The 19735-nt window shown below is 47.6% G+C and carries 1 pseudogene; it reads left to right on the top strand.

The features are described 5' to 3' along the window. Nucleotides 1–120 precede the first annotated feature (120 nt). Nucleotides 121–19735, top strand: a pseudogene (locus J2Z34_RS08710) (hypothetical protein); the annotation flags it as partial.

Genomic DNA, 19735 nt, shown 5'->3' with positions numbered 1-19735 from the left:
CATAGTTTTAGACCGACGATATCAGAAGCTTGAATTTGACTGCGAAAAGGACCTCTGCGTATGATATCTGCTATATTTTAGCTTGCTGCTATTACCTTTACGTCAAAAGGAGACGATAGTATGCACCAAGTGAGAGGTGACCCTGATAAAAAACTTCTCATGTTTATAGCGGCCGTAATCACGGCCCTGATGATGTTTGGATCTCACTCTGTATCTGCTAGTGAACTTGGTACAGATCCTTTGCCTGAAGAGACGGCTGTGGTTGAAACAATTCCTGAAGAAACTGCAGTGGACCCTGTACCCATAATAACGGAAGTTACAGAACCTGCACCTGAGGATGTACTGCCGCCTGAAGAGGTCACTGCGGCACCTGAAGAGACAGCTGCTGATCCTCTACCGCCATTAACGGAGACGACCGAACTTCCACCGGAAGAGGCACTTCCGACTGGAGAGGTTGTTGCCGCACCAGAGGAGACGGCTTTGGAGCCGGTACCACCAATAGTGGAGACGACTGAGCCACCACCAGAGGAGGCTCTACCACCAATTGAGGAGGCACTGCCACCAATTGAGGAGGTACTGATACCACCAGAGGAAGTTCTGCCGCCAATCGAGGAGGCACTGCCGCCAGAGGAAGTACTGCCACCAATAGAGGAGGTACTGCCGCCAATAGAGGAAGCAGTGACAGAGGACATTGCTCCTGAAGCCGCTTTGCCAGCAGCCGAACAACCAGAGCCACTACCGGAGATTCTGACAGAAGCTGTCACTGCTCCGGAAGCCCCGGTTGATGAAGCCTTGCCTGCCGATACAGGAGAAGAGATACTTGCTGAAACAGTATCCGTACCTGAAGGCGGAGCAGGGCTTGAAGTAGTTACTAATGAAGAAACTCCTCAGCCGGAACTTGTAGACCCGAACGGATATGTATATGATGCGATGACGAAGCTTCCAATTGAGAATGCTACAGTCACTGTATTCAGGACAACTGACGGAGGAGCAAACTACACTCTTTATGACTATATACTTAACGGCACTTTGGTCAATCCACAGTCTACAAATTCTGAAGGATTCTATGAATACATGGTAGAAGCAGGATCATACAAGATAGTAGCAGGCAAAGAGGGTTATGCTGAATCTTCCCTGAAGTTCGAACAACTCCTTTCACCTGAGTTTATCTCGATTCACAGGATAGACTTCTATCTGCTGCCATACACCTCGGGATGGATTAGCTTTGATGGCGATGTAACGATAACAGAGGATATATTGCTGTCAGGCGAAAATCTGGTAATATCTTCTGCTGATACAGATAACCCAATCAAGAGCATAACTCTGGCAGAAGACATGACAATATCAACAAGATTACTTGCTGAAGGTGTAACTGATCATGAGATCGGAGAGTCAGCTGGTGATTCAGGATCCTTAACAATGACCGCACCACTCATAACCATAAAAGACAGGGCGAGCATATTCACACATGCAGATAACACATTTATGGCTGGTGCGATAACGATGACAGCAGAAGACAGCAATGTAATTGGAATAGGAGACTTCATACCGTCATTTGACTTCGATGAGACAGTGACGAAAATAGAAATCGGTGAAGACGTTACTATGAAGGGTGGGGAGATTGTTCTTCTTGCATCTTCAATCAATCAGTACAGATTAAATGAAGATGTTGTGGATTTTAATAGTCTTGTTGACGTTGCTGTAAATACCGGACTTGAAATGCTTGAAAACTTCAACCTTTTTGCAGGAGTATCGATATCAAATGCCGATGCGACTATTACTGTCGGGGAAGGTACCGAGATAAGTGCTGAAAAATTCAGCGCCAAGTCAGAGAGCCTTACCGAGGCTTCAGCATCACCTTTGAGTTTTGGAGTAGGTGTAGCTGTCGGAATAGCAAACTCCAATGCTGATTTAGTGGTTAATGGAAACATCACAACCTCAGGCGATTGCTACCTTAGTGCAACAACCGATAACACGCTGCAGGTAATTGGTAGCGCAGGCGGCATAAAGGGCGTAGCCTTTGCAGTTGCCGTCAGCGTTTTAAATTCCGATGCAACTGTGCAGACTACAGAAACCTCGAACCTGACAGTCGGGGGAAACCTTAATCTGATTGCTGCAACTGTAGACAAGAACGTTACAATAGCAAGGTCTAAATCAGGAGATGGAGGAATGCTTGGAATGTCTGCGGCAGTATCCTACGAGCATGGGACCACTAATGCCCTGCTTGATGGCAAGGCTGAGGTTGCAGGGGATATTGAAGTAAATGCATCTGTGGTAAAGGAATCCATAGAGATGAACAAGCTTTTCGCATCAATACCATCAACCAACGTTGGAGTCTGCGCACAGGCTGGAGTCAATACAAGTACCTATGGCAGCATTCTAGACGACACTCAGGGGAACATAATTGACCAGGTTATATTAAAGGCTACTGCGCTTTTTGGAAAGATAAAAAACCTTGTATCCTCAAAGTCAGCAGAGCAGCAGCAGACAGACAAGAAGACAAAGGACCAGGCAGCTACATTTGAAATAGCGGCTGCAGTTGCTGTATACCTGGACATAAACCATGCAACGGCAAGGATAGGACTACCTGTAGATCCGATTTATCCAAGCCTGACGTCAGCGGTAGTGAAGTCACAGGGATCAGTTCTCATTATCGCAACAATTGAGAGCCAGCCATATATTACAGCTTCAGGAGCAATTTCCGAGACAGAGGAAGCGCCGCCAACAGACCCGCCGGTAGACCCTCCTATCGATGAAGAACCACCTGCGGATGATGGAACAAAATTTGCAGGCTCAGCTGCAGTCGCCATAGGCATATTTACAAATGATGCCAAGGCGTTTATCGCAGAGAATGCATCAGTTGATGCCGCCTATAACCTGATAGTAAGGGCTGAGTCGCTGAATGACTTCGAATTCACCTGGGGATTGAACCTTATACAGGATGCATACAGGACATACCTTTCACTGGGGGGGAAACCTACCTATAATGCCAGCGAAGGAAGCAAGATGGTTTATACCGGAGATGTGGTCCTGAAAGATGACGAAAATGAAGATAATGGAACCCCGGGACATCACTACATGTACTTGGCTGAATATGACAGCGGGCTGATAATCTACGGACAGACAATTGATCTTGCAACGGTAGATTATAATGGCAGCATGTGGTTCGACCTTGGATCACTGGAGCAGGCAGATACAGGTGATGTAGCTGCTGACGTAGCACAAGGCGATATAGTTGAAGTGCTTGCAGGACACACGGCAGGCGGAGATGAAGGAAACCTATACAAATTCAAGGGAAGTTTTCCTGAAACACTAGACCTGTCTGTTGAAAATTTTGCTGATGATGCAAGATGGGAAGACCTTGGATCTGACTGGATGTACAGGGGAGGAGAGCTCGTAAGGACTTTCACAACATATCTGGACCAGTATGGAGTGGATAACAATCTGGTCAACACCTGGACCCAGAGCACAGCAAAGGGAGCAGAAGTAAGCATATGCGGAGCAGTGTCGGTGATTGACATGAATGGAACAGCAGAAGCCTATATCGACAAGAACGCAAAGATAAACCAGATTGCAGATGCACTTTACAGGACCGGCGTGCAGAAGGTTGCTGTATCATCCATGGTAGTGAATGAAGCCATTCACCTTGGCGGAAACATCGAGATTCCTGGAGTCGGAGTGGAGGGACAGGGAGAGAAGAAGTCACTTAAGATAAAGCTCACGGCACCAGCATCCGGAGATGAAGCAGAAAAAGCTGCAATGGGCGGAACAGTGATGATAATCAGCTATGACAACGTGTCTACTGCGATGATATATGACGGGGTTGTACTATATGCAGATGAGCTTGATGTTTCAGCGGATACGAGTTCATTCAGCTTCTCGTTCTCGGCTTCAGGCGGTTCAGCGGGAGATTTCGCGTTCAACGGAACCTTCTCCATTATCGACATCAACAACAAGACGTGGGCGGGCATAGAAAACGGCGCAAGGATAATCATAGGGGATTACAGTACTCCAAAGACCGAGTCTGTATTAAGGATCCATGCAAAGGATTCAGGCTTCATAATTAACCTTACGGGCGGTATCGCAACATCAAACAGCATCGGTATAGGGGCGTCAATAGCCATAGATGAGATTACCAGGGATACAAGAGCCTTCATAGGGAACGATCTGCTTTCTACTACGTCTGATGGGAAACCTGGAGATTCGCTCTTCACAGTAATCGCAAACGGACCTGTCACCATTGAGGCGAAGAATGACGGCTTCATATTCTCACTGGCACTCGCCGCGGCTGTAGTCAAGGAGAAGACGCCTGATCCGAACAAGCCTGCAGAGCCTAAGAGCGAGAGCAAGTTCGGACTGGGTATATCGGCTGAGGTAGTCATAAATGAGATGGGTGACACTGCGGTTGCGTTTATACATGATGCTTCGCTTAAGGCTGTCTCACTTACCATGAAGGCCGGCAACAAGACGCTCATCATCGGTGCAGGTGGATCAATGTCTCTGGTTACCACTAAGGGAACGTCAGTAGGATTGGCAGGATCGTTCGCTTTGAATGATATTACAAACGTAACGAAGTCGCTGACGGACAACTCCAATGTAGTACTTACAGGAAGCTATGATTCAAGCGCCGACGGAAGCGAGAGGATAATATCAATCTGCGCCAGCGGATCAGCGTCCACAAGCTCAAACAGCGTAAGCATTGCAGGGCAGGTAAGCATCAACACCATAGGAAGCCAGACGGCAGCGTCGATAATCAACCTTTCGGATATAACTGCAAACAATGTTATTCTGATGAGCAAGGACAATTCGCTGATTTTCTCAATTGCAGGCGCTCTGGCATACGGAGGCAAGGGCGGAATAGGAGTATCCATTGCGTTCAATGATGTACCGGCTCTTGGAGGGAGAAATTCAACTGTATCTACAATCGAGGCATCGGATGTCAAAGCGGCAGGGTTCCTCGACATGGATGCGGAGACGAAGGGTAAGATCATAGCGATAACCGCTGCACTTGGTGCAAGCAAGGAAGGCATGGCTGGTGCACTGTCAGTTTCAGTAAACACGATAATCGGGGATACGAAGGTGTTTGTTAGCGGAAAGAAGACCCTTGGTCAGGATATTGAAGGTGCAGTGACAATGGATGCCATAGATAACTCGTACATATTCTCACTGGCAGGATCTCTTGCGGCATCTGACAAGGCTTCGTTTGGAATCGCATTGTCCTACAACGAGATAGACAAGATCGTCACTGCGTATTTGCTGGATACGAAGCTTGATGCTGCTTCACTTGCAATGAAGTCTTCATCTGATGCCACAATAGTCAACATAACAGCTGGTGGTGCAGTAGCGAAGACTCTGGCTGCAGGGGGATCTGTATCAGTAAATAACATAGGAGCAGACACCGAGACGTATATCAAGAATTCTGAAGTGGGGACAGTGAATAGCATAACCCTTGAGGCAACTGACAACCTGAAGATAGGAGCAATAGCCGGTACGGTTGCAGGAGCAGGAAAGGCGGCTTTCGGATTAGCGATTGCTACGAACAACATAGGAACAGCTGACAAGCCGACCAATACCAGGAGCTTCATCGAGAATTCAAAGGTTGTTTCAACAGGTGGCGGACTTACAATCAGTGCCATCTCGACTTCGGTCATAAAGAACCTGACCGGAGCAGGAACCATTGCAGGAGACGCAGGTATCAGCGGAGCTGCTTCAATAAACAACATCTATTCATTGATTGAAGCGTTCATCAAGGACTGCGGGACAACTGAGAGATACGTACGCATCATGGGCGACCTGATTATGAAGGCAGAGGACCACTCCACAGTCAGTATTATATCCGCAACACTTGCAGTATCAGGAAAGTTTGCAGCAGGCGCAGCTGTAGGAACGGTAAATATCGGTACACTTGCAAAGCCTCATGTCATAAGCGCTAACATCGACAATTCAAAGGTCGAGTCAACAGGCGGCAAGGCGGAACTTACAGCAAAGGCTGATGCAGTGATATTCAACTTCACAGCAGGTGTAGCAGTAGGAGGTAACGCAGGTGCTCAGGGTTCAGTATCAGTTAATAATGTAAGGACGAATACAAACGCTGAAATCAGGAACAATTCAGTTGTGAATGCAAAGACCGGAGTTAGCCTTAAGGCTCATGCAAGCAACAGGGATTCCATTCCATCGAGTGCGGTAACTGTAGGAGAGCAGGATGGAAACACTGGTTCACTGGACATGGATTCAGACGATGATTCGGAGGATGACCGGCGTATAACAACAATACAGTCACTTGCGGGAGCAGTTGCAGGGGGAGGCTCAGGAAGCATAGGAGCAGCGGTTGCTACAAATGATGTAAGGATGAATGTCAATGCGGCTATAGTATCCTCGACAGTCACTTCATCTGATGGACAGATAAGTATCGAGGCCATCTCTGAAGCATCGATCGAGACGCTGTCAGCAGCCATAGTCGTTACAGGATATGTATCGGTTGCAGCGGCTGGATCAATCAACAAGATTGAAAATGACACAAATGCTTATATCAAGGACAGCACAGTAACAGCAAACTATGTGGAGACTGACCCGCTGAAGGTATCGGGAGTCGTTCTCACGGCAAAGGATACCTCGAGCATAATTGCTTTATCGGGGCAGGTTAGCGTAGCGGTAGAGGGTGGTGGACTTGGAGCAGCTGGTGCATTCAATGAGATTGCAAATGAAGTAAGGGCATATGTTGAGAACTCCACTGTAACATCCAAGAGCAGCCTGTCACTTGATGCGGATTCTGATTCGGAAATCAAGGCTACAGCTGCAGGCGGAGGCTTCGGACTGTATGTGAGCCTTACCGGGTCGGTTGCGAAGAATACAATTGCCAACAGCGTATTTACAAGCATCTACAATTCAACAGTATCTGCGGACAAGGGTGTTTACCTTGATTCAGTCAACTCTTCGGAGATATCTTCCCTTGCAGGGTCACTCAGCACTTCTGCATTTGCAGCTATTGGTGGCTCACTGGCAATCAACAATATAGGCTGCAAATCAAATGAGGTTGATGACGGGTATGTGGAGGGTGACCAGACAAATGACAACGGCACCAAGGTAACTTTAAGTGACATTGCAACCGTTGGAACTAAGAGCTGGATCGAGAATTCAAGGATAATATCAGGAACTGTTGTGAAGCTCAATGCATCGACGGATTCGATGATAAAGAGCATATCTGCAGCAGGCGGCGGAGCTTTAGTTGCGGTGAACGGCGCCATATCCATGAACAACATATATATGGATACGGAAAGCTACATCAAGGGCTGCATTGATATGCTTGAACCGGCGGTTAAGCTTGTAAGCTCAGCAGGGGACATATCTTTGGAAGCATACGATAATTCAGCGGCAAGCTCCATTGCCGGAAATGTTTCAGTAGGAGCTGTGGGTGCAGGAGCAGCGGTAAGTACAGTGAACATAGGTGACGGAACCCATGTCAACAGGACCAGGGCGTACATCGACAGCTCAAGGGTAACATCCCCGAACGGGTCGATAAACCTGAAGGCCAGGACAAATTCCTTCATATTCAATATAGCTGCTGGTGCAAGCGTTGGTGGAATCGGATTACAGGGATCTGTTGCAGTTAACAACGTCACTACAAAGACTTCAGCGGAAATCCTAAATGGTTCTGTGGTAACAGCCAAGAACAGCATAGTGCTGGAAGCTCTTATTGCAAAGAGAGAGACCATACCTGCATCAATGCTTCAGGCTGATGGTGGAGACGAATTATCTTCAAGCTTTGATGGAAATCCTGACGACAATGACGGAACCCTCGATGAGAATGAAACCACTCATGCATTGAAGACCATTCAGTCACTTGCCGGAGCAGTTGCAGGAGGAGGAACAGGAGGAGTCGGTGCAGGAGTTGCTACGAACAACGTGAAGAATTCTGTGGCAGCATCAATATCTGGTTCGGATGTGACATCCGATTCAGGTGATGTGATACTTGTAGCAAGATCTTCAGCAAGCATTGAGACAGTATCTGCAGCTTTGGCAGGAGGATCCTATTCAGCTGCATTAGCAGTTTCGCTGAACTGGATCGAGAACAGCGTACTTGCATTCATCTCGGACAGCGATGTCACTTCAAAGAACACCTCGGCTTATGCAGAGGGCAGTCCGGTGCCGGGTATAGGAATAAATGCCTCAGACACATCGGTCATAAGGTCCGTAGCAGGCCAGGTAAGCATAGCAGGTACCGCGGGAATAGGAGCCGGAGCGGCGTACAACGAGATTGGCAATACTGTGAAGGCATACGCTGATTTGGCGTCCAAGCTTGTTTCTTCAGGGAGCATACTCATCATCGCGAAGTCGGATACGACCATTGATACGATAGCTGCTGGAGGAAGCGGAGGCTCAGTAGCCCTTGCAGGCTCTACAGCAATTAACCTCATCGGAAACCGCACCGAATCATACGTTGACCATTCGACGGCTGAAGCGGCAGGAAACGTGTATATACTTGCAGACTCTATAAACAGGATAAATGCCTATGGAGGAGCACTTACTGGCGGCGCTATCGGAATAGGTGCAGTTGCGGTTGTAAACAACGTGGAGAATACCACACTTGCCTATAGCTCATACTCTGACATAAAGGCCAAGGGCACGAAGGAAGAGCTTGACGTCAAGTCATGGGATAACCTGGGAGTCGAGAGCCTGGTCAAGGCAAAGGGATTGTTCATAGTTGCCGACTGTGATGATAAGATCACTGTAGATTCGGGATCTCTTTCAATCGGAGCATTAGCACTTTCCGGACAGCTTTCAGTAACACTTGTCAGCGATACGACAAAGGCATATATTGTGGCATCCACAATCAACAGCCTGTCTGAGCCTGGCATGTGGGTCAAGGTAAAGGTCCATCAGGGTACGGAAGTCGATGTCAAGGCAGGAGGACTTACAGTAGGCGCTATCGCTGTAGGAGCAGCAGTTGACCACACAAGCATAAAGAACACCACATATGCCTATATTGACAAGGATAATGTCACAAGGTCCGTAGTATACGGACAGGACGTTGAGGTCACAACAGACACACTTGAAGATGTAGGAGTTGTTGTTGCAGGAGTATCGATATCTGGGTCGATGTACTCTGTATCGGTATCAGGTTCGGTTTCTGTAGCACTGGTTGATTGTGACAACAGAGCTTATATAAATGATTCGGATGTAGCAGCTATTGATAAGCTGTCAATACTTGCAAACGACATTGCAAAGGTTAGTTCAACCTCGTATCTCCTCGCAGCGTCAACCTTCGCGGGAGCTGGCGGCACAGTATCAGTGAATACTATAAAGAGCTCAACCTTAGCCGAGACTAAGGGTGGTAACCTGAAGGCATACGGAGCAATGGAGATCAAGGCTGTATCAAGTGATACAATCGAAACGGTTTTAGGAACTATCGGTATTGGCGGAGCAGCAGGCCTTGCAGGAGCGGTATCGGTCAATACCATCGAATCAACAACTGAGGCAAATGTAGTAAAGGGTTCAACAGCGGCATTGATTAACAAGGGATATCCGGGTTCATCACAGCAGACGGTAAAGGTTTCAGCAACCAATACCTCCACAATCGATGGAACGGGAGGTTCGCTTGCTGGTGGAATCGGAGCAGGAATAGGCGCGACAGTAGACGTTGCTGCAATCAGGAACAGGGTAGTTGCAAGTGTGGGACTTGAAACAGAGATTTATGCATCTGGCGATATAACTATCGAAGCCCTGTCAAGAAAGAATATCTACTCAAAGGTATCCTCTAAGGCAGGAGGACTTCTTGGAGTAAGCGGTGCAGTATCCGTAATAAGCATCGGTGAAGCAATGGACGAGACTGCCGGTGATGAGTTTGCGATCACTAATGACAACGGGGACAGCCTCCTGACCCAGGTAAGCGGAGACACGCAGATCGGGTCAATGGGATTAGGAAGCGACGGCACATCATCAAGGGCAGGATCCATGCTTAGTACCATGGAGGAGCCTGACATATCGGCACTTGTTGGAACAACTGCAAATACTGAAGGAAAGGTGACCGCAGCATTCATTGAAGCTGCAGCATCATCAGCAGGCAGAGTGGTTGTAAAGGCAGGCGGAAAGCTGACAGTAAAGGCTGACAGCATTGTACACATAGACGCTTCCATGGACAACCTGGCACTCGGCATAGCTGGAGTAGGAGCGGTCGTAGCTGTCGTAAGGACTAACGAGAAGACAAATGCCTTCATAGGAGACTATGCGGATATACTTGCAGGAAGCCTGCTCATAATGGCGGAATCAGCTGAATCAGCTCAGGCAACTGGAAAAGCAGCAACCGGGGGATTCCTTGTAGGAATAACAGCGAACATCGCTGATGTTTCGATAAAGCCTGCAGTCAAGGCTTATGTAGGAAGCAATGCATATGTGTTCTCGAAGGGTGATGTGGAGATAGCGGCGATCGTGACACCAAAGGTTTCAGCGGTTGTTCAGGGTACTACAGCATCAGCTGGAGTAAGCGTAGGAGTTTCCAGTTCAACAGCAAAGGCTGAACCTGATGTCAGTGCATGGATAGGGGATTATTCGAAGGTGTATTCCGGAGCGACACTCCTTAATGGCAATCCGAATATCAAGTTCATGAGCGCTGTGATATTGTCAGGTGCACCGACGTTGACTTTCAAGGACAACTACGTGGAGACCATAGGCACCATGACCTTTGCACAGGATGCAGTAAACGGGGATACCATTACAAGGGCTTCAGGAAGCTGGATAGCAGATGGCTACAAGGCTGAAGACGGCATCGTAGTTGTAAGAGGGACAGTAACCACTCAGTATGTCATAAACACACTGACGGCAGAAACGCTCACACTAGTTGAAAAAGGCGCGGTAGCAGCAGGTGCGGCAGAAAACGTCAAGGTCTATTCGGACAGGTCGGACACCATAACGAGGGCTTCAGGAAGCTGGTTCATTGATGGATTCGAAGCCGGACAGGCGATAACGGTGGCAGGCACTGCTCTTAATAATGGTGCATATGAAATAAAGGGTGTAACTGAAACCGAGTTGATCCTCATGCAGAACTACGGACTTAAGAACGAGGTCATAGGTAACATAACATTGACTGCGGACACCATGGACAGGATAAGAAGAGGCTCAGGAGATTGGTATAGCGACGGATTCAGGGCAGGACAGGAGATAAGGGTATCGGGAACTGCATCAAACGACGGTACCTATATTGTCGAGTCCGTTTCAACGGACGGAAAGTTCCTTGTACTTGAATCGAGCGACAGACTTACACTTGAGATAACCACAGCGGCTGCATTTGTTATAGTCGATCCTGAAGCAATAAAGCCTCAGCTGACTGTAAGCGCGATAGTACTGTTACCGGATAATGGAATCGGAATGACGGCAAACGCTGACGCCAAGGCAAGCAGTGGAGCTCTTCTGATTGGAGTCTCAAGCACAAATGCACTGGCATCGACGACAAGTCTGGTAAATGCGTATACAGGAACCGGAGTCAGGATCGATGCTGCAGGGATAGCTGAAATCAATGCCTATGCATATACGAATCAGAAGGCTGTTGGAACCTCTAAAACGGGAGGAATCGTGGCAGTTGGAGGAAACACTGCAAGGGCAGAGTCAACAAGCACAATAAGCGCATACACTGGAACTGGACTCAGGATAGCTGCAGACGAGCTGAGGATAACCGCTTTCGGAGACGAGAAGAACATATCTGATTCAACAGCCGGAACTGGAGGACTTGTGGCCGGGTCAGCTGCAAAGGCAGAGACTTCTAGCACGAGTACAACCAGGGCGGAAATCGGAAACAGCGCTGATAGGATCAGCCTCATAGGGCTTCTTATCTATGCTGACCATACTTCAAGGTTCGACGGCAAGGTGGACAGCACAAGTGCATCCCTTTTAGGCTACAGCGGAGCGGAAGCGATACATAGCGTTAATGCAGGGGTAAGTATCAAGATTGGAGACGTCACCATACCTGCATACAACATAGTCGCGACAGCCATCAACAGTTCATCCAAAGATTATATCGGCGGCGACTACAATGCATGGTCAGGATCTGGCGGAGGCCTGGTGGATGTGCCTGCGACAAGAAGCTTAAGCACAATAAGCCACACCACAGGGATCGAAGTAGCAGATGGAGCAAGCCTGGAGGTAATCGGAGACAAGTATTATCCTGGAAGCCTGGCACTTTCGGCGCTGAACAGCGTATACGCAAGAGACAGGGTAAAGCTTGTAAGCGGTGGAGCAATAGCACTTGCCAAGGCAAGCTCGAAGGTTGAAACAAATGCACTGACAGCTTATGTGACTATAGGAAACGCTGACATAAAGAGTGTAGGCGACATTGACCTTTCGGCAAGGACCATAGCTAACATCATCACAGACACCTTCGTGCACACTTCAGGTGGAGCAGGTGCCGCCCAGGGAGATTCGAAGTCCTTTGTCAAAGCGGTCAATACAATAACCCTTAGTACCGGAGCTGACCTGTTCTCAGAAGGAGAAGTAAATCTTCTTGCAGGAGCTAACAGCAACGGAGACGTTAATACCTACAACCTGAAGTCTACAACTTATCTCGAGAACTATACGGCACTTCCTGTAAATACAAATCCTGATGCGGTAGCTGGCTTCGACCAGACAAACAACGTAACGGTTAATTCCGGAGCCATTATCAAGGCAGTGAAGGATGCGAACCTTATTGGCGAGACAGGCATAACAATACTTGAGAGCCTTGGAACCGGGAAGGATTACTATAGGAGCGCAATAGGAGCTGAGATACGCTATGAGAGCACACCTATGTCGAGTACCGGAACGATCACTGTAGACGGAGAGATTTACGTTGGAATCAGGAACAAGCAAAGATTAATATTTGACTCGGAAGGAAATGTCACCTTAAAGTCCGACGGAATCACATTCACAAAGACAAGGGAGCTTCTGTCAGCAAGTATCATAGCTGAGCTTGAAAGGCTGCAGATGCTCAAGGAACAGTATGCCGGAACTGAAGCAGGAGCAGCGTTTGCGCAGGAGCTAAGCTTCAGGCTTGAAGAACTGAAACAGCAGGGCTACACCGTGGTAGTAACTACCATAAACGGCTTGACGTATTACTCGATCGACCTCGACGTGTATGTGGATGTAATAAGGGTTGATGATATCTGGGCACAGTCATCCAACATCAACGTTATCGGAACAAGCTTCATCGGCACAGGAAAGCTGTCTGCACCAGGGGATGCTGAAATAACAGTACAGAATTCAAGTCCTGCATTCCTCATAGTGAACAGGCTTACGATTCCTGAAACCGAGGGCGGATACATAAGATTCAATGGAGGGAATCTGGAGGGAACATCAATTGAACTGTTCAACCAGAATCTCAATAACCTGAACAGAATTAAGTCAGCTAACTTCATAATGGCAGAATACAGCGGAACTTCGAAGGCACCAACTATAACAGTAGACAGTGCATACGGCGGATCATTAAAGAAACCTGATGTAACTCTCCTTGGAACTATTAGCAACATTGGTACCTTATCGAGGGTCGGTGCAGTCATAATACACAGCACCGGAAGCGTATACGTAAGGACTGACATCAATGCAGGGACACTGAGCATCAGTGCTTCAGCAAGCATGGTCCAGAGCTACCAGGATACATTCGTGAGTGTAGGTGGAGAGGTCAGGGTTCAATACAGCAGCATGGCGACGCGCCAGCAGAACAATACAAACTATCTGCTTTCATTGATTCAGATACCGTTAAGGTATCCTGATGGCTATGACAATATTCTCTTCCCGGCTGAGAAGGCGGCAATGAACTCTCTGCTTGCAGGGATACTTTCAGTTACGAACAGGCAGGACGCAAAGCTCAGCGAGTTAAGGGCAGCTAACATATTCATAGCAGCAAGGTACCTGAACGTAAATGGGCTTATCGAAGCTGGACATGCGACACAAAGCGCTTACCTTGCAGGCTCCATAGATACCAAGATCCAAACCTATAAGAACAGGGGGCTCCTGTCTAGGAACTACCTTGATTATCCGTTGGTACAGATTTCAGACATGAAGTTCTACTATGATCCGGTTAATGACAGGATACTTCTTGATGATGTAAATGTCAGAGGCGGATATGTGGAGCTGTTCGGTCAGATCATCTCAACAGGCACAGGTAGGATCAAGGCACTTGACGGCTTCGGTACAATCAGCGTCGTAAACGAAACGCTGTACAGCCTGGCGATTAAGGCACTTGATGTAGGAATAGGAAGCCACGGAACGATCAAGATAACAGACACTTCGAAACAGATAAAGACAGGCACTGAGACAGAAACGGAGACAGATGATTTTACATACTACCAAATCACCAAGTACACAAGGGCATACGACACAGGAACAGGCAAGTACACAGTTACAGTCAAGACCTGGTGGTCGAACACGAGTGAGGACGCAGCGACGACAGTTGTTACGAACATCGCAGATGCAAGCTCCACTACATATCAGCCTACAGTCGGTTACAGGTATGTATATGTGCTCGGTCAGGATTCAGGAATAAAAGAAACGTACACTTACGCCACATCATCCTGGGCAGGGATAGACTGGCTGGCAAAGGACCCTGGATCTCTGTACAGCTACGCTTACCAGACTTACGGAACTCCGGTTCCGCTGGAAAACGGAGAATATCTGGCATATGTACCTGGAAGCAGCAGCATACCGTACATGTACTGGTATCAGTCAATAACACAGAGTGCAAAGATTCTCATTTCCCAAAGGCAATGGACAACGTCCGGAGGATTCCTGGGACTTAAGAAGACATACTGGACTGAGGCTATTTACAGAACCTACGTGAAGAACGTTCACTACAACAGCATAAAGGCGGATTACCCTATAGCCATAGAGTTTGCGGGAGGTCTTGCAGGAAACATAAGCATAGTGTCAGATAAGGACATAGTGATCATGGGACCTGTAACTAATGTGCTGGGTAAAACAACTCTTGACACTGATGGAAGAATATTGCAGACATCAAGCACTTCAATAACATCTAAGGACATAGAGCTTCTTGCCGGAACTGGAATCGGAAACGGGCAGCCTATATATATTGAGCTTAAGGGTGGAAGCCTTAAGGCTGTAACAGACGAGGGAGACATCAGTATCCTGGAAATCAGTGGAACACTTAAACTCGTTGAGGTTTCAACCGACGACGGTAACGTATGGCTCACTGCTCAGACAGGGATTGTCGCAGCATCATCGGAGACTTTAGTGAAGGGTGATTTAATAAGTCTTTACGCAGGTTCCGGAGGCATCGGGTCAGGTACAGCTCTTAGAGTTGATACTGGTACAGAAGCTGGAAGCGGAATGATTGCAAAGGCGGAAGGAAGCATTAACCTAAAGGAAATTGATGGCGACATGTTCATACTGAGTATTGTGTCAGCGACCGGAAGTGTAAGCATCGAAGCTGTATCTGGAAGCCTTACGGACGGAGACGAGACGGAGAAGCAGGGTGACAATGGTGGAGTGCTCGTGGTACTGAGAGACAATGTGACTGCAGGAAATCTCATGGACCAGTGGACATCTGCAGGAATAGCTGCCAGCTCAGACAGCAAGTATACACCGAATGAGATATCAACTCTTCTTGCCTACGCGCTTCATAAGAGGCTGACGGATACTGAATACAGGTATGAGCTGGTAAATGTCAGCGGGCAGGATGTATCGCTTAAGGCATCAGGCGGAATTGGAAACCTGAGGACTGCAAGGATAGATTTTGAGGAAGGCAAGGCACTGCTCACTGAGGAGACAATGCTCATGCTTGCAGCAGCGGAGCGTGGAGACGTCAGGTTCTATGATGTCAATGATTTAGAGGTTTCAAGTGGAAGCACAAGTTCAGCCTACATTATAATAACAATCCATGACGACCTTGACATCACATCGACAGGAACACTGACTGTAATTGCCGGTGCTGACAGCTACATAGGCTCTGAAGAAGACATAAGGATCATGACAATGACGGGCCAGGATACAAGGATAAGGAGCGCTAAGGGAATACAAAGCGCACTTACGGCAGCAGGACAGAACATAGTCTGCGGAAGCCTTGTCATTGAAGCTGGAAATGGAGCAATTGGTACGGAAGCAAAGCCGATAGGAGTAACTGCAGTTTCAGCCGGTACTGAGAGGCTTGTAGCAAGGAGCAATGGAGGCATTTGGCTTAGGGGAATCGCATCAGGAGCTGATACCGGATCGTTCAACCTTGACTTCATCTATACGCCTGGCGCTATTAGCATCAATGCGGACGGTTGGATAAAGGATTCGACTGGTGACGGTTTTAATAAGATAGTTGGTGAGTCTCTATTAATTAATGCAGACTCAGTTGGAGTAGCTGGAGGAACGCTCGAGACTGACCTTCTTGGCGGAAATATGGAAATCCATGCGACAAACGGCGGCATCTACGTTGAGGAGCTTGAAGGCGACATCAACGCACTTGTCATCGGTACAAGCACGGGAGATTTAATACTGAAGGCAAAGGGATCAATTCTTGATGCTCAGACTGAAGGTGAGACCAAACCATCGAACATACTTGGAAGGAACATTACACTGACAGCGACAAACGGATCAATTGGAACCGCAGGCAACCATCTTGAGATTGACTCTGCAAACGGCGGAGCAGGAAAGCTTGATGCTGATGCAAAGCTTGACATGTTCATTGACGAGCTTACTGGAAGCCTCAGCCTTGGAAAGCTCAGAAGCGATTCAAGGATATTCATATCAGCTCCTGGTGCTATTGTGAATGCAATAGGACTCACCTCCGGCTACAACGCCGAGGGACTGAGCCTGAGCATGGCAGCAGGCGGATCAGCTGGAACAGAAGCTGTTCCAGTAATGACAAAGGTAAGTGAGCTAGCAGGAGATGCTGCAGGGGATGTATGGATAATCAATGATGGAGCACTGACGGTTAAAGGAATTGCCGACGGAAAGAGTGGAATCGATGCAGATGGAAAGGTCCAGATTACGGTAAGAAGCCCGTTCACACTTGAGAGCTACATCTACAGTGGTGGAGATACCATAATAAGGACAAATGACAGCGCATCAGGTGACGACATAACAATAGCTGCACTTGCTGAAATAGATTCTGAGGGAAGGGTTGTCCTCCTGTCTGGAGACGACATCCATATCCTGAAGACAAGCATCATTGAAGCAGTCGGTGAGGTAGTACTCTTCGGAGACTTCAATGGAGCTGGATACGAAGCAATAAGCTACAGTTATACTGGTGACCCTGACAAGGGAACCGGAGCAACCATCGAGATACTGGAGCTTCCAATAGCACCTTCAATTAACGTATATGGTGGCGACGACAATGATTCGTTCATACTTACGGTAGACGAAGCATCAGGAGTCATAAGCATGCACGGCAAGGGCGGAAGCGACAGCTTCCTGATTAACAGACTGCCATCGCTTGAAACTGAAACTTATGGCGGACTTCAGGATACACTGACACTTGATGGTGAAAGCGGAGCCGATACTTACACAATAAACATCAACAATGGTCAGGATGTCCACAACATCATAAATGTGTGGGATAACGGAACAGAACTGGGAGACAGTCTCTATATCAATGGAACTGTTGATCCGGATGTATTCCTCCTTAGGGAGAAGTTCATAGCTATCCTGCATATCGTAGGCGAAGGGTATACAAATTACTTCGAGAGGATCAACTACAATGACAAGATTGAGGCACTTGACATCAGCACACTTGGAGGAGACGACAGGTTCTACAGCGATGACAACAGCGCTATTACAAAGATCTATAGCGGAGGCGGAGATGACTTCTTCCAGATTGGCCAGATGTTCGAAACAGACAGACAAGTTGATAATATCAATGGAATCCAAACTGGTGACCAGATAAAGACTGTCCTTACAACAAGAGGATATCTGACACCTGGAAACAGCTTCAACATGGAGCTTTATGGAGGCGACGGGAATGACTCGTTCTCCGTATACGCCAACATGAAGCCACTGAAACTGGAAGGGGAAAACGACAATGACAGATTCATACTGAGAGCGTTCGCGCTGGCAGATCCAAATGCCCCTGGGCAGGCTCTGATGAATGTTGATTCAGGAACAGGTGATGATTACATAGAGTACAACATAAATGCACCTGTCACAATCAACGGAGGCGACGGATACGATACGGTAATAGCTGTAGGAACTGAGTTGGATGATGTTTTCATAGTTACAGCAGATGGAATATGCGGTGCCGGACTGAACATCATAATCGAGGGTGCAGAGGAAAGCTTTGAGGCATACGGCATGGAGGGTGACGACATATTCCACGTGCAGAGCACAAGGGCAGGAATGGTAACAAGGCTTGTTGGAGGACTTGGATCTGATGTATTCAACCTGATGGGAGATGTGAATGAACACATTTCAAGCACAAGAAGCATCTTGACTATAGTCGATCACAATCTGGAAACCATACAAGGACCTCTGTACTTAGAAGGCTTCAACTATGACGGAGCTCCTGACTTCACGCTTAAGAGCGGAGTAGGACTTCCGTATGAGATTAGCCCTGAACTCGAAGATCCGGAATTTACTGCGGTAAATGAGAACGAGATGAAGGACAAGCTGTATGCATTCAATGACGGAACAAATATAGGAACATCAGCAACGTTGACAATAGATAATCTTTCAGGTCTAGGCATGGGAGGAGATCTTCCAGTCAACGAAGGAACAGTTGAAGTTCCAATAATTAAAACGCATAAGGGTGGAGTAACCTATACCAACATGGAAATCCTGGAGATAATGCTTGGAAGCGGCAGCGACAACTTTACCATAACGGATACTGCAGGAGGAACAATAACTGCAGTCCACGGTGGAGGAGGAGAAGACAAAATAACAATAAGTGGAAATTCAGGACCGCTGGTAGTATATGGAGACACATCTGAGGATGGATCAAGGTACGATGGAACATACAATGTGCTTTCGTACGACGCTAATTCATTTACTAATCCTGGTATCGATACAATCGATGCAAAACTTTCATCACACGGACTGACAATCTATGGTGGACCTGGAAATGACATTATAAATGGCAGCCAGGGACCGGACAACATTGCTGGAGGATCCGGTGCTGATGAAATTTACGGCGAAGGCGGAGATGACATAATCTTCGGAGATTCCGGGATAAATGCAGACCTTGAGGTAAGGACATTCACTGTAATTACAACTGAAACAGCTTCAGGTGATACCCTGTATGGTGGCGCAGGTAAAAACATTATATTCGGAGACCACGGCTACATCACATACAATGGTATGACACAGGGTCTTCACAAGGTATCAGCCCCAGGAACAATAGAAAGGATAGAGTCAACGAGCGAAGGCAATGGCGGAGACGACATCTTAACTGGTGGAGACGATGCAGAGATCCTGATAGGCGGACCTGGAGCGGATAAGATGTATGGCAACGGCGGAGACGACGTAATGCTTGGAGACCATGGAAATATTGCAGCCACAGAAACGCTAGTAACCATAGACTCGAATGTCAGAACTGATGGTGGAGACGACATTATGACAGGAGACCTTGGAGCAGACATCATGATGGGCGGAACCGGAGGTGACGAAATTACTGGTGGTGCAGGCAACAATGTGATGCTAGGTGACCATGGAACAATAAGCAGGACAGCTTCAGCTGGAGAGAAGGTATTTGGAACAGCTGGAATCCAGAGCATAGTGACAGGACTTGAAGGAGACGGCGGAATTGACATCATGACAGGTGGAGACGATGCAGAGATCC

This window comes from Youngiibacter multivorans, from assembly GCF_017873395.1.
In the GTDB taxonomy this organism is placed as follows: Bacteria; Bacillota; Clostridia; order Clostridiales; family Clostridiaceae; genus Youngiibacter; species Youngiibacter multivorans.
The sequence above is the reverse complement of the archived record's forward strand: the minus strand, read 5'-3'. Positions and strand labels throughout refer to the sequence as shown.